This window comes from Aliivibrio wodanis (assembly GCF_052920805.1).
The window spans coordinates 1,221,552-1,241,323 of record NZ_JBREXA010000001.1 but is presented as its reverse complement, the minus strand read 5'-3'; the positions used below and the strand labels follow the sequence as shown (position 1 = coordinate 1,241,323).

Annotated in this window: 20 protein-coding genes and 1 pseudogene; 16 read left to right on the top strand and 5 right to left on the bottom strand. The window is 37.3% G+C overall.

Going from position 1 to position 19,772, the window contains the following annotated elements; genetic code table 11:
- Positions 1–76 precede the first annotated feature (76 nt).
- The gene (locus ACU5DF_RS05635) at positions 77–664 is read right to left on the bottom strand and encodes a LysE family translocator (protein WP_446712126.1); all 588 of its coding nucleotides are present in this window, start codon (positions 662–664) and stop codon (positions 77–79) included.
- A gap of 108 nt (positions 665–772) precedes the next feature.
- On the opposite strand from ACU5DF_RS05635, the gene ACU5DF_RS05630 reads away from it, so the two are divergent.
- On the top strand, positions 773–1,216 hold the full coding sequence (locus tag ACU5DF_RS05630; protein ID WP_446712125.1) for an Lrp/AsnC family transcriptional regulator: 444 nt from the start codon (positions 773–775) through the stop codon (positions 1,214–1,216).
- Here ACU5DF_RS05630 and ACU5DF_RS05625 read toward each other — a convergent pair.
- Entirely contained in the window at positions 1,213–1,896 is a 684-nt protein-coding gene (locus tag ACU5DF_RS05625) for a cation efflux transmembrane domain-containing protein (protein ID WP_446712124.1), read from the bottom strand. The two genes, ACU5DF_RS05630 and ACU5DF_RS05625, sit on opposite strands and share 4 nt — an antisense overlap.
- Before the next feature lie 125 nt (positions 1,897–2,021).
- Between ACU5DF_RS05625 and ACU5DF_RS05620 the strand changes: the two genes are divergently transcribed.
- From ACU5DF_RS05620 to ACU5DF_RS05610, 3 genes and pseudogenes are all read left to right on the top strand, one after another.
- Complete coding sequence (locus tag ACU5DF_RS05620) at positions 2,022–2,906, top strand: LysR family transcriptional regulator (RefSeq protein WP_446712123.1); 885 nt, start codon at positions 2,022–2,024, stop codon at positions 2,904–2,906.
- Between the two features lie 164 nt (positions 2,907–3,070).
- A pseudogene (amyS, locus tag ACU5DF_RS05615) lies at positions 3,071–4,589 on the top strand (alpha-amylase).
- A gap of 309 nt (positions 4,590–4,898) precedes the next feature.
- The gene (locus ACU5DF_RS05610) at positions 4,899–5,516 is read left to right on the top strand and encodes a LysE family translocator (protein WP_045104452.1); all 618 of its coding nucleotides are present in this window, start codon (positions 4,899–4,901) and stop codon (positions 5,514–5,516) included.
- Between the two features lie 94 nt (positions 5,517–5,610).
- Here the strand turns inward: ACU5DF_RS05610 and ACU5DF_RS05605 are convergent, their stop codons facing one another.
- Together ACU5DF_RS05605 and ACU5DF_RS05600 are read right to left on the bottom strand one after the other, a co-directional pair.
- A complete protein-coding gene (locus tag ACU5DF_RS05605) occupies positions 5,611–6,285 on the bottom strand; it encodes a hypothetical protein (protein ID WP_045104453.1) in 675 nt (224 codons plus the stop codon).
- Positions 6,286–6,338: 53 nt separating this feature from the next.
- Positions 6,339–6,770 (bottom strand): c-type cytochrome, encoded by a 432-nt coding sequence (locus tag ACU5DF_RS05600; protein WP_045104454.1) that lies wholly within the window; start codon positions 6,768–6,770, stop codon positions 6,339–6,341.
- A 130-nt stretch (positions 6,771–6,900) separates the two neighbouring features.
- On the opposite strand from ACU5DF_RS05600, the gene ACU5DF_RS05595 reads away from it, so the two are divergent.
- From ACU5DF_RS05595 to ACU5DF_RS05550, 10 genes are all read left to right on the top strand, one after another.
- Positions 6,901–7,533: a cytochrome b/b6 domain-containing protein gene (locus tag ACU5DF_RS05595; RefSeq protein ID WP_446712122.1), complete on the top strand. Its 633-nt coding sequence runs from the start codon at positions 6,901–6,903 to the stop codon at positions 7,531–7,533.
- A gap of 10 nt (positions 7,534–7,543) precedes the next feature.
- Positions 7,544–7,972, top strand: coding sequence for a MarR family winged helix-turn-helix transcriptional regulator (locus tag ACU5DF_RS05590; RefSeq protein ID WP_045104456.1), 429 nt, complete (start codon positions 7,544–7,546; stop codon positions 7,970–7,972).
- Between the two features lie 100 nt (positions 7,973–8,072).
- The gene (locus ACU5DF_RS05585; protein ID WP_446712121.1) at positions 8,073–8,756 is read left to right on the top strand and encodes a response regulator; all 684 of its coding nucleotides are present in this window, start codon (positions 8,073–8,075) and stop codon (positions 8,754–8,756) included.
- The gene (gene creC, locus ACU5DF_RS05580) at positions 8,753–10,204 is read left to right on the top strand and encodes a two-component system sensor histidine kinase CreC (RefSeq protein ID WP_446712120.1); all 1,452 of its coding nucleotides are present in this window, start codon (positions 8,753–8,755) and stop codon (positions 10,202–10,204) included. The genes ACU5DF_RS05585 and creC overlap by 4 nt, the downstream gene beginning before the upstream one ends.
- A gap of 109 nt (positions 10,205–10,313) precedes the next feature.
- Positions 10,314–11,669 carry a cell envelope integrity protein CreD gene (gene creD, locus ACU5DF_RS05575; RefSeq protein WP_446712119.1) on the top strand — a complete coding sequence of 452 codons (1,356 nt, stop codon included), beginning with the start codon at positions 10,314–10,316 and terminating at the stop codon, positions 11,667–11,669.
- Entirely contained in the window at positions 11,659–12,087 is a 429-nt protein-coding gene (locus ACU5DF_RS05570) for a ribosomal maturation YjgA family protein (protein WP_446712118.1), read from the top strand. The genes creD and ACU5DF_RS05570 overlap by 11 nt, the downstream gene beginning before the upstream one ends.
- Positions 12,088–12,388: 301 nt before the next feature.
- The gene (gene ectA / locus ACU5DF_RS05565; RefSeq protein ID WP_446712117.1) at positions 12,389–12,922 is read left to right on the top strand and encodes a diaminobutyrate acetyltransferase; all 534 of its coding nucleotides are present in this window, start codon (positions 12,389–12,391) and stop codon (positions 12,920–12,922) included.
- Between the two features lie 25 nt (positions 12,923–12,947).
- The gene (gene ectB / locus ACU5DF_RS05560) at positions 12,948–14,213 is read left to right on the top strand and encodes a diaminobutyrate--2-oxoglutarate transaminase (RefSeq protein WP_446712116.1); all 1,266 of its coding nucleotides are present in this window, start codon (positions 12,948–12,950) and stop codon (positions 14,211–14,213) included.
- 14 nt (positions 14,214–14,227) lie between these two features.
- A complete protein-coding gene (locus ACU5DF_RS05555; protein WP_446712115.1) occupies positions 14,228–14,614 on the top strand; it encodes an ectoine synthase in 387 nt (128 codons plus the stop codon).
- 102 nt (positions 14,615–14,716) lie between these two features.
- Positions 14,717–16,144 (top strand): aspartate kinase, encoded by a 1,428-nt coding sequence (locus tag ACU5DF_RS05550; protein ID WP_446712114.1) that lies wholly within the window; start codon positions 14,717–14,719, stop codon positions 16,142–16,144.
- Positions 16,145–16,177: 33 nt separating this feature from the next.
- Here ACU5DF_RS05550 and ACU5DF_RS05545 read toward each other — a convergent pair whose 3' ends face one another.
- Positions 16,178–17,077, bottom strand: a complete 900-nt coding sequence (locus ACU5DF_RS05545; protein WP_446712113.1) for a LysR family transcriptional regulator — start codon at positions 17,075–17,077, stop codon at positions 16,178–16,180.
- 139 nt (positions 17,078–17,216) lie between these two features.
- Between ACU5DF_RS05545 and ACU5DF_RS05540 the strand changes: the two genes are divergently transcribed.
- Entirely contained in the window at positions 17,217–17,612 is a 396-nt protein-coding gene (locus ACU5DF_RS05540; RefSeq protein WP_446712112.1) for a PACE efflux transporter, read from the top strand.
- A gap of 144 nt (positions 17,613–17,756) precedes the next feature.
- On the top strand, positions 17,757–19,715 hold the full coding sequence (locus ACU5DF_RS05535; protein ID WP_045104467.1) for a methyl-accepting chemotaxis protein: 1,959 nt from the start codon (positions 17,757–17,759) through the stop codon (positions 19,713–19,715).
- Positions 19,716–19,772: the final 57 nt, after the last annotated feature.

Below are 19,772 nucleotides of genomic sequence, written 5' to 3'. Positions count from 1 at the left end.
TTACGGATTGATATGTTTAAAGATAACATATCCAAGTCGCTTACATTGTCTTAACAAGGCAATCAGCTAGAAATAATTAAAATCCCATCACCATAGAACCAACTAACAACCCTGCCATGCTGTAGTTAAATATTTTCAAATGACTCGGGTTCGTTAATCTTTTTTGTAACTGCTTTCCTGCGGCCGTCCAAAAGCTAACAGTTGGCACATTAATGCAAATAAACACGAATGCGATTAGAAATACACTAAACATATCAGCATTAGTCGCGTAAATACTCATTACCGATAATGCCATAGACCACCCCTTTGGATTTATCCACTGAAAGCTTGCCGCTTGCAAAAATGACATTGGCTTATAATCGCCATTAATATTATCTACAGGCTTACTACTCGCGATTTTATAGGCCAGATACAATAAATAGGCTGCACTGATAATTTGTAATGCTTTCTCTAGTTGTGGATAGGTATGAAAAATTTGAACCAAACCAAATCCTACTAATATCAGCATAAACGCAAAACCGAAGATCACACCCAGCATATGGGGAATAGTTCGCACAAAACCAACGTTCGCTCCAGAAGTCATCAACATAATGTTATTTGGACCAGGCGTAAACGCGCCAACAAAAGCAAACGTGGTTAAAGCAAGTAAATAGGTGTAATCCATAATGAGCATCTTATAAAAGTAAATTCTGCTTGTATCTTAATGCGAGACTGAGTAAATTTTCTGTCTATATTTGCTTAAAATAAATTAAATACGCAAGGATTAGTCGCTATGGATAGATTTGACGAAAGAATATTGCAAGAGTTAAAAAGGAATGGTCGATTAACTAATGTTGAGCTTTCAGAGCGCATTGGATTATCACCATCAGCCACACTGAGACGAGTGCAAGAATTAGAACGAAATGAAACGATTCAAGGCTACCGAGCGGTATTAAATCCAAAAAAATGCGGAGTGTGGTTTGTAGCGTATGTGACGATTGGATTATCTAATCACAGCAAACAATCACAAAAAGATTTTGAAGCTCAGATAATGGAATCGAAAGAAGTAACAGAATGCCACAATATTACAGGAGCAAATGAATATTTATTACGCGTTGAGACTGAGAGCCTCTCATCTTATAAGCAGTTTCATTCAAACGTACTTGGAGAGATCTCTCAGGTCAACTCAATCGGTACATTAGTGGTTATGGACACGCCTAAAGATGAACGAACTTAGACGTGTAATAGCTTTCCCACTGGACTCTCTTTCTTAATATGATGCAATTGCTTAGCTGCACTTATTATCATTTTCACAGGAACAACAATAAAATACAGTGATGCAATTACCACCATCATAGGGTCGGCAAATTGAGCATAGTCAGCAAAAGGAGTCATTAGCAAAATTTTTGCAATCATGAAGCCTCCAAGAACAGCTGCACTGATCACTGTATCCATTAGCCATTGCGTTGCTTCAGCATCTACCAAGGTTGAATCAATTTTATTACTTTGAGATTTCATCACCCAATAAGTAAAGTAACAACCTATTAAATTGACCACACCAAAAACCAAAGCAATACCGGTATTAACATCGCGGCCACCTTGTATTATCGCCTCAACTGCAGAAATGAAAGAAAGCATACACATTAAAGTAATTGCAATCCCTTTAAATAAAATCACTCCAGATTCAATTACCTTAACCTGCTTGATTTCTTTTGCAACTGACTCTTTGCGAATATAAATCGCTGCACATAGTGATATTAATGTTAACGCTAAACTGACTAAAGAATATACGCCATCAAACACAATTACTAATGAGTTAATCCACACTCCTAGACCTATCCCCATTAATGCAAACACGAATGCAGATCCGGTTGAGATCATCAATAATTGCCTTTCTTTTCTGATTGAATCAGACATTCTTTGCTCCATTGGCTTATTTTTATCCTTTTGATTTATAGAACCCATCATAGCGTTATCATTGATGATATGATAACTAGTCAGCGTCAGCTTTTTCGTCGCTCAATCGAATTAAAGGAATTAATGTGAAAACCAGTCAAATTGAAATGTTTTTATATACGGTTGAAACTGGCTCTATTGCAGAAGCCGCGCGTAAATTACAAAAAAGTCGCACAACCGTAAGTGCTGCACTCAATACATTGGAAGATGAACTTGGTGTTTCTCTATTAAGTCGTACAGGTAATCGTATTACCCCTACAGAGATTGGGGCGTCGATTGCGAATGATTGCCAGCGTATGTTGCTTATCAGCAATGATATTACGAGTAAATGCTCACAATATAATGCAGGTATCGCCTCAACAATTAGAGTTGTAAGAGACGATGCACTTCCTGAGTCTATTTGGCGTGAAATTTTAGCCCGAATGAGTCGAAAGTTTCCTAATACCTGTATCTCTATTTATGTCGCACCCTCTCCTGAATTAGAAAATATGGTCACCCAAAACATGGTTGATGTAGCTTATGGTCTCTTCCCGATCAATAATCGATCAATACACTTACACCAAAATGAGTTAGGGCAAATTCGGTTAATGTCGGTCGCACATAAAGACCATCCATTAAGTCAACTCAGGAAAGTTAATCAAATTGATTTAGAAACCAACACTGAAATTATTGTTAATTACATCACTGATGATGAACTAATCGCAGTGGAATCTAAATCCAGCAAATATATTGCATTAAACTTTTATGAACACCTTCGTGATGCCGTATTAGATAAAACAGGCTGGTCTTCAGTGCCTGCATTATTAATGAACGAGTACTTACGTGATGGAACATTAAAGGTACTTAGACATAATCGAGCTATGAACTGGCAGTCTTTTACGGAGATAACCAAAGCAAATATGTCTCGTAGTGTGATTATTGATTGGCTATCAGAACAAGTTGAAGATTATTTATTAGAAGTCTCTGAATAACACATTCAAGAAATTCATGACAAAAATGCGATGAAAAGTTTATTTTATTGACTCGTTATCACTCATAAAATATTGACACTGTGAATCAAGTTCAATTAGGTGATAACGTTTTTCTATATTTTTAGCTACCCAATGACGGATTTTACAAAATAGCAGTGGTAGACATGAAATATAAAAAACAAAAAATAAGCTTACTTGCCCTTACAATCTTAAGCTCTTTTAACGCTTACTCTCAACAAAATGGCACTATGATGCAATACTTCCATTGGTACAGCCCAAACGATGGAAGTTTATGGTCAGAAGTAACGACTAATGCAGAAGCACTATCTGATAATGGTATTACCGCTCTATGGTTACCACCAGCCTATAAAGCCGACGGTGGTATCAATGATGTAGGTTATGGAGTCTACGATATGTACGACTTAGGTGAATTTAACCAAAAAGGTACCGTTCGAACTAAGTATGGAACCAAAGAGCAATACCTAACTGCAATTAATAAAGCTCACGCAAATAATATTCAAGTCTACGGTGACGTCGTTTTTAACCATCGAGGGGGGGCAGATGGAAAACGATGGGTAGACACAGTAAAAGTTGATTGGAATGATCGCAATCAAGAGCTTGGCCAACAATGGATTGAGGCATGGGTCGATTTCTCTTTCCCTGGTCGAAATGATAAATATTCAGATTTCCATTGGACTTGGTATCACTTTGATGGTGTTGATTATGATGCTGCAACTGGTGAAAAATCCATTTTTAAATTCAAAGGAACAGGTAAAGCATGGGATTGGGAAGTCAGTAATGAAAATGGTAACTACGACTATTTAATGTATGCCGACCTCGATATGGATCACCCTGAAGTAAAACAAGAATTAAAAGACTGGGGCGAATGGTATTTAACTATAACAAAAGGTTGACGGCTTCCGTATGGATGCTGTTAAGCATATAAAATATCAATATCTAAAAGAATGGTCTGAACATATGCAAGCAGCATCAGATAAAGATCTATTTATTGTGGGGGAATATTGGAATTATGATGTTAATCAATTACATAATTTCATTACTAAAACTAACGGAGAGATGTCTTTATTTGATGCACCATTACACATGAACTTCTACCAAGCCTCAATTAAAAATGGGTATTTTGATATGGGTTCAATCATGAATGGTACGTTAATGAAAGATAACCCAACCAAAGCAGTTACCTTAGTTGAAAACCACGACACCCAACCAATGCAAGCTCTTGAATCCCCTGTTGAGTATTGGTTTAAACCCCTTGCTTATGCTGTGATCTTACTGCGAGAGGAAGGCTACCCAAGTGTCTTCTACCCCGATTATTATGGTGCAAAATATAAAGATAAATATGACATTAATCTTGCCCCAGTTAAACACCTAAAAGAGCTAATAACCCTACGTAAAGATTTTGCGTATGGTAAACAAAACAGCTATTTAGATCACCAAGATATTATTGGTTGGACTCGGGAAGGTAATAATGAGCATCCTAATGCAATGGCCGTTGTTATGACAGATTCTTATGCTGATGCAAAATGGATGTATACCGGTAAAAAAAGCTCTGCGTTTAAAGATACTTTAGGCAACAGAAGTGAAACTATTTGGACGGACGCTAATGGATGGGGGCAATTCCCTGTGAATGAAAAATCTGTTTCCGTTTGGATAAGCCAATAAATTAATAACCTATGTCATTGGCAGTCAATTTTTTAAACTGGCTGCCTTAACCCAACCTGAAAATAAACCTCTCATTCCAATTCTAATAATTATCTCTTCATTCTTCTTAATTCAATAATTTAATAGATAAATAGTCTAATTAATCACCATTGATATAGTTATTATTCGAGGTATAAACGGTTATTTACTTAAAGTCTCCGAATAAATGTTTATATATCGCTCAATAAACAGTACAGTACGCGAAATTAATGAAGTTCAAATAAACTTTATCAAAACATCTATATTTAACTCTTTGATACATGGATCTTTATGAGCATTGAAACCTATTTACTTTTTATGGCTGGTATGTTCGCCTTTTGTGCGATGCCCGGCGCTGATTTCTTCTACGTTCTTTCAAGAGCCTTAAGTGGTGGTGGAAAAACAGGTATCTATGCAGCATTTGGCGTAGCTACTGGTGTTCTATTTCATACCTTTTTAGCCGTGGTTGGTTTAAGTGCGCTATTACTCTCTTCTGCAACAGCTTTTACCATCATCAAATACATTGGTGCAGCCTACTTATGCTATATCGGCTTTAAAATGTTTACCGCTAAAGGTGGAATTGCCGAATTAGAGACAGCAAAGAAAACATCAAACATAAAAGTATTTCAACAAGGCATTTTAACCAATGCATTAAATCCTAAGGTTTGTTTAACATTTGTTGCTTTCATTCCTCAGTTTTTAACACCAGAAACCTCATCACCATCAATGATTGGAATGCTCGGTATTACAACCGCCTTCATCGCTTTACTATGGTTTATCTGTATTGCCACTTTTGCCGGCAAATTTAGAACCGTTATAGCAGAAAGCAAAGCGTTTTCTAATCTACTTAAATACGGTTTAAGCTCTTTATTAGTAGGCTTTGGAGCTAAGTTAGCACTAACTAATTAATACCAAAAACAAGTACAAATAGAAACCAATAAATACAAAGGTTGAAGATAGCGATATCTTCAACCTTTTTTTTTAAAGCAAATTTCATTAACGATTATAAGCCTGACATATTAATTTTATGGCCTAAGTACATTACATCCACTTTTGCATAACCAAGAGAAACGGCTTCAAATTGCTGACTTAGTTCACGTGCATGTACTTCATCTTTTGCCATGATAGAGACAGAGTATGTTGGACGCGTTGAACCATCTTTCACAGTTTGTGTATTAATATACGATGACGTCACTAGCCCTGATGAATTCAAAGTAACCACACGCTGTAAATCAATCCCAATCACGCGATCCATTTCCATTACATCAATATCTGCATTCCATTCAAACATCAATGCATAGTTCTTATTCATCGGTGTATTATCTAACCACTTTTCACCTAATGGCTTAATATTATCAATACTTACTAGCTTTTCTTTGTAAAATGGAAGGCCTGATAATTTATCTTTTACGTCTTTTTCACTATCCGCTTGAATAACAAAACGTAAAATCCCCATAGGCTTACCATCAATGTCACTTTCAACTAAAAACATATCTTTAACTTCTTTTGACTTAATTAGCTCACTAAATGCAGAGCGCTGCTCACTCATCATATCCAATACTTTTTCTGCATCAGTGGTGTTCCAATTAAGAGCAACACCATAATCTGCCGCTTGCACAGTTGCTGTAAAACCCAATATTGATGTGATCAGTAATGTTGAGGTGATTAATTTTTTCATGACTTTATTCTCTCTAATTTAATAATTTTATGTTGTTGTAATGAGACTTTAACTTAGAAACGTGAACGGTAGCTTCGATGGCACCCGTTACATGTATCTTGCGCTTGTTCTAAACTATTCTCGGCTAATTCTTGATTTTGTTGCTGGCTTGCTTTGTATAATTGAACAAAGCCAGAATCCATCTCATTCAGTAGCAGATTGAATTTTTCGGGTTTATCCCAAACAGCCTTTTTAGCTTTACTTCCTTCTTGGCTTCCTTCTGAAAAAGCCGTTTTCAATAATTGACTATGCATAACTAATTCATGACTGATCACTTCAATTTCTCTCCAATTAGGTGCTTCTTCATCAATCATTCCCTCTATGTGTTCTGATTGCTTTTCAATTAATGAAAACGCTCTCTGTCTTGCATCAATCAATTCAGGTGCTGTTTGTGCAAGTGCAATACTAGGTAATAAAACGCATAAGCTAAGTATTAATTTGTCCATTATTCCTCTCGATTTAATTCTGATTCGCTTTAAGTTGGGTTTAATTTACACAACAACTGTTGCATATGCAACGGTTGTTGTGTAAATTATTTCCTAGATACTTAATCTATCAACTATCAGGAAACAAAATATGAAGATTTGGGATTTACCAACACGTTTATATCATTGGCTTCAAGCTATACTTTTTATTGGATTAGCCGCAACAGGGTTCAATGGTGAAGGTCCACATATTTATTTAGGCTTAGCTCTTTTTATTCTGATTATGTGGCGTATTGTTTGGGGAATTGTCGGAAGTGATACAAGCCGTTTTAAGCACTTCATCTCTTCCCCTAAACGTACTATTCGTTATCTATTAGGAAAAGAGCCATCAAAAGCAGGACATAACCCAGCAGGATCTTGGATGGTAATATCAATGATCATTACTTTATTTATTCAGTGTATATCAGGGTTAATTCTTGCGGGAATGTTTGATCATATTCCTTATGCAGAGGGCATACTTAATGATGATGTATTTGATGCGGTAGTTATTATTCATGGTATTTGTGCTCGATTACTTCCTGCTCTCGTTGGTTTCCACCTATTCGCTATTTTAGTTTACAAACTACGTTCAAAGCCTCTTGTATGGGCAATGATCACCGGAGTACAAAAAAAGGAGTCATACGATCAATCATATTCAAATATCGTATTTGCCTCTAATAAACGCGCTTTATTGGTGCTTGTTGCTACGGGATTAGTTACTATTGCAATAGTTGCAACATCATAGGTATAAGTAGATGAAAGAAGAATTTGATCGTCAAAGCAGCTTCGGTTGGATGGTAAATGTAGTAGCTAATAAAGCCTCAAAATCCTTTGAAGCAGAACTAAAACAACACGGGTTAACTGTAGCTTTATGGCCAACCATGATGTGTTTATGGGAAGAAGAAGGTGTTACGCAACGTGATATATCTGAAAAATCAAAAGTCGAAAACTCCACTACAACTCGTACATTAGATAAATTAGAGAAATTAGGACTTGTTGAGCGACAAGCAGATCCTAATAGTCGTCGTTCATTTCGAATTTATCTTACAGCCAAAGGTCAAGCATTAAAAGAAACACTATTACCGATACCTATTTCGGTTAATAAGCAGATGCTAAGTTCATTAGAGCTAAATGAACAAAAAGAAATCATTCGGTTACTACAAAAAATGGTCGCAACTATTTAAATAAAACTCCCCCCATCTATAAATCGTAATTACAGAAAAATGGGGGGAATCTCAAGTTAGCAAGTACGCCGACTGAATTAACTTAAAGGATCACATAATTTTGGCTATTTTAATCATTGAAGACGAGTTTACCATTGCTGAAAATCTCATTCATGTATTAGAAATGGATGGTTACGAAGTAAACTGGTTTCCAACAGCAGGAGAAGGATTAGCTTTCCTTAAAGAGTACGAACCCGATTTGCTTGTCTTAGATGTCGGCCTACCTGATGGTAATGGATTTGAACTGTGTAAAACTATCCGAGAGTTCTCTATGATACCCATTATTTTCCTTACTGCTCGCAATGATGAACTTGATCGTGTTGTTGGATTAGAAATTGGCGCAGATGACTATGTCACTAAACCTTTTAGTCCACGAGAAATGCTTGCTAGAATTAAACTTCGTATAAAATCTCGACCAGTACTACCCTCATCTCCAACACCTGAAATTATTAACAATAATAATTTATATGCTAAAAACTTTGATTATTACTTCAATAGCCAGCCTCTGAGTTTAACTGCTGTAGAGTTTAAAATTCTGGATAAATTAATCCAAGTCTCTTCCAATATTCTAAGTCGTGAACAATTAATGATCTCTGCCGACATGGCTCCAGATGCAGTTTACGAGCGAAATATTGACTCACACATAAAAGCCATTCGCAGCAAACTTAAGCCTTTTGGTATATCTGAGCGTATTTATACTAAACGTGGTTTTGGTTATTACTATTGCACAAAGGTACAAGAATGAGTCAATGGCCAAAAATCCCACTTGGAATACGACTGTTCTTTCTTTACTTTATATTGGTTGGAATGACCGCTTATGTTGTTAGTAAAACCGTTATTCAGGAACTGAAACCTACAGTACGCCAAGTCAGTGAAGAAATACTAGTCGACATGGCAAATTTGCTTGCCGTATTAGTAGAAAAAGACCTTACCCATAGTGAGATAAAACAAGGCCAGTTCTCGAAATTACTCACCGCTTACGATAAGCGAGAGCCAGAGGCTCGTATCTGGGAAATAGGAAAAAAAACAATTAATCACCGTATTTATATCACAGATAAAAATGGCATCGTCGTTGCTGATTCTTGGCAAGAAAACATTGGTGAAGACTATTCACAATGGAACGATGTTTATTTAACTCTGCAAGGGAAATATGGAGCTCGTAGTACTATAGAAGACCCAAGCGACTCACTCTCGACTATAATGTATGTCGCAGCACCCATTTACTATCAAAAAGAAATCATCGGTACCGTTACCGTGGCAAAAGCGAATCGTTCAGTTCAGCCATTTATCGACATATCTAAACGTAACGTGATGTTTTGGATGGTATGGATGAGTGGGTTAGTATTGTTAGCAGGGGCTTTAATTGCTTGGCGCATTAATTCAGCTCTCAGTAAATTAGAGAATTACGCAGAAAAAATGGGCCGAGGAGAAAAAGTTAGTAAGCCTACATTTAGAATTTTTTATGAATACAGAACACTTAGCAACGCACTAGAAAACATGCGAAATCAACTCGATGGCAAGCAATACGTTGAAGACTATGTTGCAACTCTTACTCATGAATTAAAAAGTCCCATCTCTGCAATTAAGGGAGCCAGTGAGATATTACAAATGCCATTACCTAGTGAAAAAATCACACGCTTTGCAAGCAATATAGAACGTGAAAGTGATCGAATGCAATCCTTAATTGACAAGTTATTAGAGCTAGCACGATTAGAAAAACGTCCTCAGCTTGAAAATATTAAACTACTTAATAGTAAAGCTATGTTAGAAGAGGTTATTCAAGCCTCAGATGCTCGCTTAAGCCAAAAATCAGTCACCTGCTCTCTCACCGTCGATAATCATACCGAGGTATGGGGAGATGAATTCTTACTAAAACAAGCTTTGTTTAATGTAATGGATAATGCTCTCGATTTTGTTTTCATAGAAGGGGAAATCCAATGGAAAGTATTAACCTCTAAAGATCACATCACCTTCTCAATCTTTAATCATGGTGTTCAAATTCCGGAATATGCAATGGGTAGATTAACTGAGCGTTTCTATTCATTACCAAGAAAAAATGGTGCTAAAAGTACAGGTTTAGGGCTTAATTTCGTTGAACAGATTGTAAAGTTACATAATGGATCGCTTACCATTGAAAATGTCTTAACTGGAAATAATGGCGTAAAAGTAGCACTTAAGCTACCAAGATCATAACGCTCTCAACGCCATAAAAAGCTCAACTCCACAAAAACTCCATATAACCTTCATTTGTTCTCCAAATAACAGCTTTATCTTATAAGCATCAGTTAATTGGAGATCAATAATGAAAAACATCCTAAATAATCAACTCGGCATGAAATTCGGTTTTGTGCTGTTTTTATTTCTACTATTACAAATCCCATTATCTATGGTTGAAGATTTGATTTCTGAACGAACAGATCGCCAACAAGAGGTTCTAGCAGACATTGCACGAAGCAGTAGTAATCAACAGCAGATTATTGGCCCCTTTATTAAAATCGATTATACAGAAATAGTTAATAACACTGAAAAAACATATATAGCTCAGCGTGAGGCTTTCCTTTTACCCGACCTATTTAACCTAACATCTCACCTTGATAGCTTTGAAAAATACAGAGGAATATACAAAGCTCACCTATACAACGCAAAAACAGCGTTAACAGGACAATTTACCTTATCAGCGTTAGATAAATTGAACAAAGAGAATATCAGTAAAATAAGCCTCGTCGTTGCCATTAGCGACAATCGAGGTCTTATTGATTTTAATGCTATATCTATTAATGGTAATCCTGTAAATATTCAACCAGGGACAGGAGTAGATCAATATACAGAAGGCTTCCATCACACACTAGATATCAAGACTACAAATTTCTCTAAGCCTCTCACTTTTGATTTCAATTTTCTTCTGCAAGGAATGGGAAAGCTTCAAGTTCTTCCTATAGGACAGAAAACTACTGTCGCGTTATCTTCAAGTTGGCCGCATCCAAGTTTTATCGGAAATTATCTACCAATCTCATCAACAATTACTGATTCTGGATTTAGCGCCCAATGGAGCACTAACAATTTCTCAAGCAACATTAACCAATTATTTGAACGCTGTCTTTCAATGCAATCTAAATGTAACCAATTAGAGGAGAAACATATGGGAGTAAACCTAATAGAACCCGTTGATCACTATCTAAAATCACATCGTTCTATAAATTACTCATTACTCGTTATCACCCTAATCTTTGCTTGTTTTTTCTTGTTAGAACTGTTTCAAGCGCGCCCTATACATCCTGTTCAATACGGTTTTGTTGGCTTAGCTCTGGCTTTATTTTACTTATTACTGATCTCTTTTAGCGAACATATTGGATTTAACTGGGCCTACATATTCTCAACTATCGCTTCAACAGGATTGCTTTGCCTCTATGTTGGTGGAATGCTAAATAACAAAAAACATGGCGCTATATTTGGTGTCAGTTTACTCACTCTGTATGGATTATTATTTGGCCTACTTCAAGCAGACAGTTACGCATTACTTATGGGAACTTTGCTATGCTTTATCGTATTAAGCGTAGTAATGATATTTACTAGGCACATCAATTGGTATGAACGAAGCGCTAGCATCAACATAACAGAAGAAAGCACTTCAGACATAAAAGAAACGCATGATGAGTAATTACTTATTTCTAGCTAAGAGTCGTCAAGGCGACTCTATTTTCCACATATCAATAAAACGCTTATTTATTAGCACAATAATACTTAGTACTCTAATTATAATCGCTCTATTTATTCAAGACTCGTTTATTCGTCCATTCCTAGGTGATGTACTTGTAGTCGTGTGGCTTTATTACCTTATGAGCAGCGTACTTAACCTCGCTCCAATAAAGCTTTCCTTCATCGTTGTCAGCATTTCATTTGTCATTGAAGCCTTTCAGTACCTTAGTATATTGAAACTACTAGGGTTAGAACACCACTCTATTTTACGTATTATATTGGGGTCTACATTCGACTGGATGGATCTCGTTGCCTACACAATTGGAGGAGCTCTCTGCTTAATATTTGAACGTGCACCAGTAATAAAGACCATTACCTAGCGCGTAAATACCAGTTAATGTGTAAAAATAACAAGGAAAATGAAAACTAATGATTAAATACAGTGGCTTAAATTAATTTATGGCAAAGAAATTAAGTGGTAAAACACATTTACATATCAAAATAAAAATATAAATCAACCTTACATTAAGTTATTTTTGTAAAATATATCATTTTTATAAACCAGCTCTCATTTTTGACGGAACAATCGCTCTTTATTTAGTATAAATTTGCTTTTCACCCCCTAAAAATGCCCATAATGACAAGGAATTTAATTAGAGTACAAAGGATATGTATTTACATATGACTATTGCAGCGCCCAGAATCTTGTGTTCAAGCATGGATATTGAACCCAGCAAAAAATGGACATTTAGAGAACCATCAAGGACAGACGGTGACGATGTTTATGCATTGATCACCGAGTGTCCCCCTCTTGATATCAACTCTTCATACTGTAATTTCCTTCAATCTACACATTTCAGTAAGACCTGCGTTTTAGCAGAGAAAGACGGCAATCTTGCTGGCTTTATCTCTGGTTACCATAAGCCTGATGACCCAAAAACATTGTTCATTTGGCAAGTCGCAGTCTCTCCCCGCTATCGAGGTAAAGGTTTAGCTTACTCCATGCTAAATGAGCTTTTACAGCGAAAAAACCTCAAATACACAGAATTCTTAGAAACGACGATCACCAAAGCCAACGACGCCTCTTGGTCACTATTTAAAAAGCTGGATGCCGAGCATGGTGACCGAGGCGAAGTGATTACGTTTCTAGACAAAGAAGCTCATTTCAAAGGCAAGCACGATACTGAATATTTGTATCGTATCGCTCTAAAATAAAATAGGAATCATAAACGGACTCATCATGAATATTTTCAAGAAGCAAGAATCAAAAGTACGTTCATACTCAAACAGTTTTCCAGTTATCTTTCAAAAAGCAAAAGGATGTTGGCTAGAAACCGAAAGCGGCGAACGTTACTTAGACTTCCTTGCAGGAGCCGGATCACTCAACTACGGTCACAACAACCCAGTCTTAAAGCAAGCTTTACTTGAATACATCGAAACAGATGGTATTACGCATGGCTTAGATATGCACTCTAGCGCAAAAGCCACTTTCTTGAATGCATTAAATAACTATATTCTTGAACCTAGAAATCTAGATTATAAGGTTCAGTTTACCGGTCCAACCGGAACCAATGCAGTTGAGGCCGCTTTAAAACTGGCACGTAAAGTTACTAACCGCACTAACATTGTCGCTTTCACTAATGGCTTCCACGGCTGTACAGCAGGTGCATTAGCTGCGACAGGTAATCAACATCACCGCCAAGGTGCAGGTTTTAGTTTAAACAACGTTACTCGTATTCCTTTCGAAGGCTATGCGGATATCGATGGACTTAACTTGTTTGAAACCATGCTATCTGATAACTCAAGCGGCTTAGATAAACCCGCCGCTGTACTTCTAGAAACTGTGCAAGGTGAAGGTGGACTAAACGTCGCATCGAACGAATGGCTACAACGTCTAAGCAAAATCTGTAAAGCTAACGACATTCTTATGATTGTTGATGATATCCAAGCAGGTTGTGGTCGTACTGGTACATTCTTCAGTTTTGAACCATCAGGTATTAAACCAGATATGGTTACGCTATCTAAATCAATTGGTGGCTATGGCTTACCAATGGCGATTGTATTACTAAAACCTGAATTAGATGAATGGAAACCGGGAGAGCATAACGGAACTTTCCGTGGTAACAATCATGCTTTCGTTACTGCAGCAAAAGCACTTGAGATCTACTGGTCAAATTCTAACTTTGAAGATCATATTAAACAGATCTCTCAAAAAGTCAGTGATGTCATTCTTCGTGCCGTAAAACGCTACCCTAAGCTGTTTGTTCAGCAAAAAGGCCGTGGCATGATGATTGGTATTGAGTGTAAAGACGGCATTATCTCAAGTGATATAGCTAAAGATTGTTTTAAAAACGGCATGATCATTGAAACTGCAGGTCCATCTGATGAAGTTGTTAAATTCTTCTGCCCACTGACGATCACAGAGTCAGAGTTAGAAGCAGGCCTAACCATCTTTGAAAACGCAATTGATAATATTGCAGAAAAACACTTCAAAAAAGCATCTTAATCAGGGACGAAACAATGATTGTTAGAACACTAGACGAATGTCGTGATAGCGAACGACGCGTAGTATCAGAAACATGGGAAAGCGTAAGAATGTTGTTGAAAAATGACAACATGGGTTTCTCTTTCCACATTACGACTATTTATGAAAACACAGAAACTCACATTCACTACAAGAACCACTTAGAGTCGGTATATTGTATGAGTGGCGAAGGCGAAATCGAAGTTATTGGCGGCGAAACCTACCCAATAAAACCAGGTACTTTGTATATTCTTGATAAGCATGACGAACACTTCTTACGTGCTTATAAAGATAAAGAAATGGTCATGGCGTGTGTCTTCAATCCACCGATCACTGGTGCTGAAGTTCATGATAAAAACGGCGTTTACCCTATCTTAGATTAAACACTAAATCCCCTTAGTATTTATTTAGGATGGTATAAATATCAACTTGGATCCATAAAGATCCAAGTTGATACTCTCTTTAAAGTCAAAAAGGACTTCTTCATGACTTATACCGTAGAAAAAATCGGCGGTACTTCTATGACTGCGTTTGACGCAGTTTTAGACAACATCTTTCTTCGACCTCAAAATCCATATAACCGTGTTTTTGTTGTATCTGCCTATGGTGGCATTACCGATTCATTACTTGAGTGTAAGAAAACAGGCAAACCAGGTGTTTATAAGCTTATCGCTAAGCGTGATGATAGCTGGGATGAAGCGTTAGAGTATGTGAAAAATCGTATGCTATTAACTAATGAACACCTATTTATTGATCCTTTAAATCGTTTGAGAGCTGATAAATTCATTTGCTCACGAATTGATGAAGCCAAAACTTGTATTTCTAATATTCTTGAAACCTGTCAATACGGTCAGTTTTCATTACGTCGTTATTTACCTCAAGTTCGTGAATTCCTTTCTTCTATTGGTGAAGCGCACAGCGCCTTTAACACGGCATTAAAGCTAAAAGCCGTTGGAATTAACGCGAAGTTCATCGATCTCTCTGGTTGGGACAACCAAACTCCGAGAACATTAGATGAAACTATTACTGATGTATTTAAAGATATAGATGTCACCACAGAGCTGCCGATTGTTACAGGCTATGCATATTGCAAAGAAGGCTTAATGGGTACATACGATCGTGGTTACAGTGAAATGACCTTTAGTCGCATCGCTTCACTTACCAATGCTGATTTAGCGATTATCCATAAAGAATATCACTTAAGCTCGGCTGATCCCCGTGTTGTAGGCACAGATAAAGTATTCCCGATTGGACGCACCAATTACGATGTTGCTGACCAACTAGCAAGCTTAGGAATGGAAGCCATTCACCCTAATGCTGCGGCAGGGCTTCGTGAAAGCGACATTGAAATCCAGATTAAAAATACTTTTGAGCCAGAACACAAAGGCACATTAATCTCGTCAGATTACCAACCAGAAACCAATAAAGTTGAGATCATTGCAGGTAAAGAAAAAGTATTTGCCTTACATCTTTTTGATCAAGCAATGGTAGGCCAAGTGGATAACGTCGGCTATGAGTTAATGGAAATTATCTCCGACGCACAAGTTAGTTTAATTGGTAAAGAAATGAATGCAAATTCAATTACTTATTATCTTGGCGGTAGCACTGAAAACCTGAATAAGTTGTTATACAAAGCAGAAAAACGCTATCCAAACGCCTCTATTAAAGGTCGTATGGTGGCATTAATTTCGGTGATTGGCTCTCAGATTGATACTAACAAAGCACTAGCAAAAGGGGTTTTATCATTAATGAATAATGACGTCACTCCTGTTGCTCTGCATGCATCTATGCGTAACGTAAACGTACAATTTGTAGTAAGTGATCAAGACTATCAAAACGCTATTCGAGCGCTGCACCACGAGTTTTGTGAAAATACAGCCACCACACAAGTAAAAACTGAACAAGTCGCTTAGTTCCGTTTTACAGTGTAAATAAATAATAAATCGTTAGTGATTAGCTAGCGGTTTTTTTTGGCTAATCGCCTGTAAAGAGGATAATAACCCTTCTAATACAGGGCCAAAAACATGACTACGCGATACCAAGCAACCCATAGGGGTAAACCAACCATCAAATTCATGTGCAATCGGCAATGCCACAAGTTTATTCTGCTCTAGCAAGCGCGCAACACTATGCTCTGGTACTATCGTCCACCCCACTCCTTTACAAGCAAGATCCATCAAGGTTTGATGAGTATTGGCGTACCACAACTTTGAGCTTATTCCATAACTGAACCACAACTCTTTACGCTTTGAACTGCGATGAACTAGCTGTCTATGCCCTTTCAATGCTGCATCATTCACAACAGATAAACTGGCTAACTCATGCTCTGGAGACACAACAGTCAGAAAGCGCACATGGCCTAACGTGAAGAAATCCATATTTACTTTTAGCTCACCATCTGCATAGACAATACCTACTTGAGCTTTGCCTTTTTTTACTAACTCTTCAATATCAAAGGTTGAAGTTGTGATGATCTCAAAATCCGTCACAGGAAATTTATCTGCCAATGCCACCAATATTTGCAATACATCATCGTTCATTAAGCTCTCATCAATGGCGATGACTAACTCATATTCGTGTTCTCTTTCTAACGACTCTACTTTTTGGTCAAAGTATTTTTGTTGATGCAAAATAGATTGAGCAATCGGCAATAACGCTCTGCCTTTCTCTGTCAGAACTGGCGTATTCTTATCACGGTTAAACAGCTCTTGGTTAATAGAGATCTCTAAATTAGCAATAGCCTGACTCACACCTGATTGAGCACGCTTTAATTGACGAGCTGCTGCGGAGAAAGAACCGCACTCACACACGGTGACAAAGATTTTTAATTGCTCAAAACTGTACATGGCATTAACCCGATAAATAGTTTAAGCGCCCAAGCTATCACGATTTGTGATGGCTGTTAACTTTATCTCTTTTATTCGAACTCTATAATCGCTGATTCATTATTTTTAAATATATCAATAATCATTAAGAGTCATCGCTATGAAAACAACTGAACGTATTTTCCACGCTGTATTATTTGAAGTATTGGCTGTATCACTGTCTATCATTGGATTAGCTATTTTTACCCATCACGATGTTAGTTCTCTATCAGGAACGATGATAGTTGTTGCTACTATCGCTATGATCTGGAATTTTATTTATAACTGGATTTTCGATCAATTTTTCACTGGAGAAAAAACACAACGCACCCTTTCATTACGTATCTTCCACGTTGTATTGTTTGAATTAGGGTTATTGTTCGTTACTGTACCTGTGATGGATATTGGCGTGACTATCTTTATCACCATTTACGCATTCACCTTTAACTGGGTATACGACAATGTAAGAGCGGTATTGGTGAAAAGAATGGCGAGAGGTGAGTCGATTGCTGCGTAATGCATTATATTCAACCTAAAATAGATTGATTTACTTTAACACGTAATCTATTTGATGTTTATATCAATATAATTGAGAAAATTATCAGCACTTGACTACGCTTATTAATAATAACTATCTAAAAGTTCATTAACGGAGTAAGTCATGGGGCTCGATAATATTTCAATTGCTAAAAAGTTGTCCATATCGCCAACTGTATTAATTATTATTCTTATTGTGATTTCATTTGTTAGTTCAAATTTATTAAATAATCTATCAAATGATATGAAAAAAATATCATTTGATTTAGCCCCGGATACTGAATTAGCCGCAGAGTTAACTGATGCCGTTTATGGTTTACGCCTCACTGTAAAAAATTACATCAAAACTGGTGATGAGCAATTTATTACTACTTTTAACCAACAAGCCAGTCAATGGAAAGGCAAGATGTCTCAAGCTTATCAAGACATTCAAACGCCACAACGAGTGCAGATCCTTAAATCTATCGACAGTATGAAAACGCAATATCTACAAACCTTTACTAATATTGTTATTTCAAATATGCGTAATCGAAATGATATTGTAAAAGGCACATTAAATGTTAATGGCCCAGAAATCGAACGGAAACTCACTCAGGTAATGAAGTCGGCCAAAAAAGATGGTGACGTTATAGCGGCCTACCATGCCGGTCGTGCAGTGCGTGCTCTGCTCTTATCTCGTCTTTATGTTTCTAAATTTTTAGTTGAAAACCAACAAGCACAGGTCGAGCGCTTTAATCAAGAATTTAGCTCTGCAAAAAAAGAATTAGACATATTATTAGACACCCTTGAAAACCCTGGACGACGTCGTTTAACTACCGAAGCAAAAGAATATTTAGAACAGTATAAACAAGCCTCAAATAACATTGTTTCCATCATTTATAACCGTAATGATGGAATTAAAACCTTAGATAATATCGGACCTCAAATAGCACAGTCTATTGCGACATTACGAGCTTCGATCAGTGACTCAATGAAAGAAGCGGCAATAACAGCACAAGAAAATACCGACTCTTCAATCTCTATACTATTTATGATGGCAGCCGCAGCCGTCAGCTTAGGGGTTTTGGTTTCATTTATCGTGACTAAAGCCATTGTATCCAAACTGATAAGTACTAATGATGTGCTCGCAGATATTGCTCAAGGCGAAGGTGACCTGACAATACGCATCCCAGAAACAGGGACTGATGAATTGGCATTACTTGCGCATAATTACAATACCTTTGCCGACAAGCTACAAGGCACAATATCAAAGCTTAATACGGTTTCAAATAGCATGCTATCTTCTGCACAAACTCTCACCAATAAAGCAAATAGTACTCAAGAAGAGGTACGCGAGCAGCAAGCACAAGCACAATTAGCGGCATCAGCTATGACACAAATGTCAGCCAGCGCACAAGAAGTAAGCAATAGTGCACTACAAGCATCGGAGCTTTCACAATCTACAGCAGACGCGGCAAATAAGGGAACTCAAGTTGTCGTTGATGCCACCAAATCAATGGAGCATCTTTCACTACAAATATCAGACGCCAGTGACACCGTAGAGCTATTACGCTCAGACAGTGAAGAGATTGGTACTGTATTAGACGTTATTCGTAGCATAGCAGAGCAAACTAACTTACTGGCTCTTAACGCAGCGATTGAGGCAGCAAGAGCCGGGGAGCAAGGACGCGGGTTTGCTGTTGTCGCTGACGAAGTTCGTTCTCTTGCATCCCGAACGCAAGAGTCTACTGAAGAAATACAAAATATTATTGTCAGTTTGCAGCAACGTTCAGAAAGCGCGAGCCAAGCAATGACAAAAAGCAGATCAAGCACTGAAGAGACAGCTGCACAAGTAAGCTCTGCAGAAAAGGTACTTATGTCCATTGATGGCTTTATTGAACAGATAAATGATTCTATCGGCCATATATCAAGTGCAGCAGGCGAACAAGCTATTGCAGCCGACGAAGTAAGTATCAACGTGAATACCATGTCCGATATTTCAGATAATACATTAGAACAATCGATAGAAACGACTCAATCTGCTGAGCACCTTAACCAATTAGGGACAGAAGTTAGTGGTTTATTAGGACAGTTTAAAGCATAACCTTGGCTCTATCACAAAGTTTTAGCTAAGTTAAAGCTAAACCTATCAATACTGTTT

Bases quoted from the DNA above. Each gene is read 5' to 3' on its own strand.
- ACU5DF_RS05545 (WP_446712113.1), bottom strand. From the start codon at position 17,077: ATGTACAGTTTTGAGCAATTAAAAATCTTTGTCACCGTGTGTGAGTGC.
- ACU5DF_RS05635 (WP_446712126.1), bottom strand. From the start codon at position 664: ATGGATTACACCTATTTACTTGCTTTAACCACGTTTGCTTTTGTTGGC.
- creD (WP_446712119.1), top strand. From the start codon at position 10,314: ATGAAAAACATCCTAAATAATCAACTCGGCATGAAATTCGGTTTTGTG.
- ACU5DF_RS05630 (WP_446712125.1), top strand. From the start codon at position 773: ATGGATAGATTTGACGAAAGAATATTGCAAGAGTTAAAAAGGAATGGT.
- ACU5DF_RS05625 (WP_446712124.1), bottom strand. From the start codon at position 1,896: ATGTCTGATTCAATCAGAAAAGAAAGGCAATTATTGATGATCTCAACC.
- ACU5DF_RS05550 (WP_446712114.1), top strand. From the start codon at position 14,717: ATGACTTATACCGTAGAAAAAATCGGCGGTACTTCTATGACTGCGTTT.
- ACU5DF_RS05540 (WP_446712112.1), top strand. From the start codon at position 17,217: ATGAAAACAACTGAACGTATTTTCCACGCTGTATTATTTGAAGTATTG.
- ectB (WP_446712116.1), top strand. From the start codon at position 12,948: ATGAATATTTTCAAGAAGCAAGAATCAAAAGTACGTTCATACTCAAAC.
- ectA (WP_446712117.1), top strand. From the start codon at position 12,389: ATGACTATTGCAGCGCCCAGAATCTTGTGTTCAAGCATGGATATTGAA.
- ACU5DF_RS05555 (WP_446712115.1), top strand. From the start codon at position 14,228: ATGATTGTTAGAACACTAGACGAATGTCGTGATAGCGAACGACGCGTA.
- ACU5DF_RS05605 (WP_045104453.1), bottom strand. From the start codon at position 6,285: ATGAAAAAATTAATCACCTCAACATTACTGATCACATCAATATTGGGT.
- creC (WP_446712120.1), top strand. From the start codon at position 8,753: ATGAGTCAATGGCCAAAAATCCCACTTGGAATACGACTGTTCTTTCTT.
- ACU5DF_RS05535 (WP_045104467.1), top strand. From the start codon at position 17,757: ATGGGGCTCGATAATATTTCAATTGCTAAAAAGTTGTCCATATCGCCA.
- ACU5DF_RS05595 (WP_446712122.1), top strand. From the start codon at position 6,901: ATGAAGATTTGGGATTTACCAACACGTTTATATCATTGGCTTCAAGCT.
- ACU5DF_RS05600 (WP_045104454.1), bottom strand. From the start codon at position 6,770: ATGGACAAATTAATACTTAGCTTATGCGTTTTATTACCTAGTATTGCA.
- ACU5DF_RS05590 (WP_045104456.1), top strand. From the start codon at position 7,544: ATGAAAGAAGAATTTGATCGTCAAAGCAGCTTCGGTTGGATGGTAAAT.
- ACU5DF_RS05570 (WP_446712118.1), top strand. From the start codon at position 11,659: ATGATGAGTAATTACTTATTTCTAGCTAAGAGTCGTCAAGGCGACTCT.
- ACU5DF_RS05610 (WP_045104452.1), top strand. From the start codon at position 4,899: ATGAGCATTGAAACCTATTTACTTTTTATGGCTGGTATGTTCGCCTTT.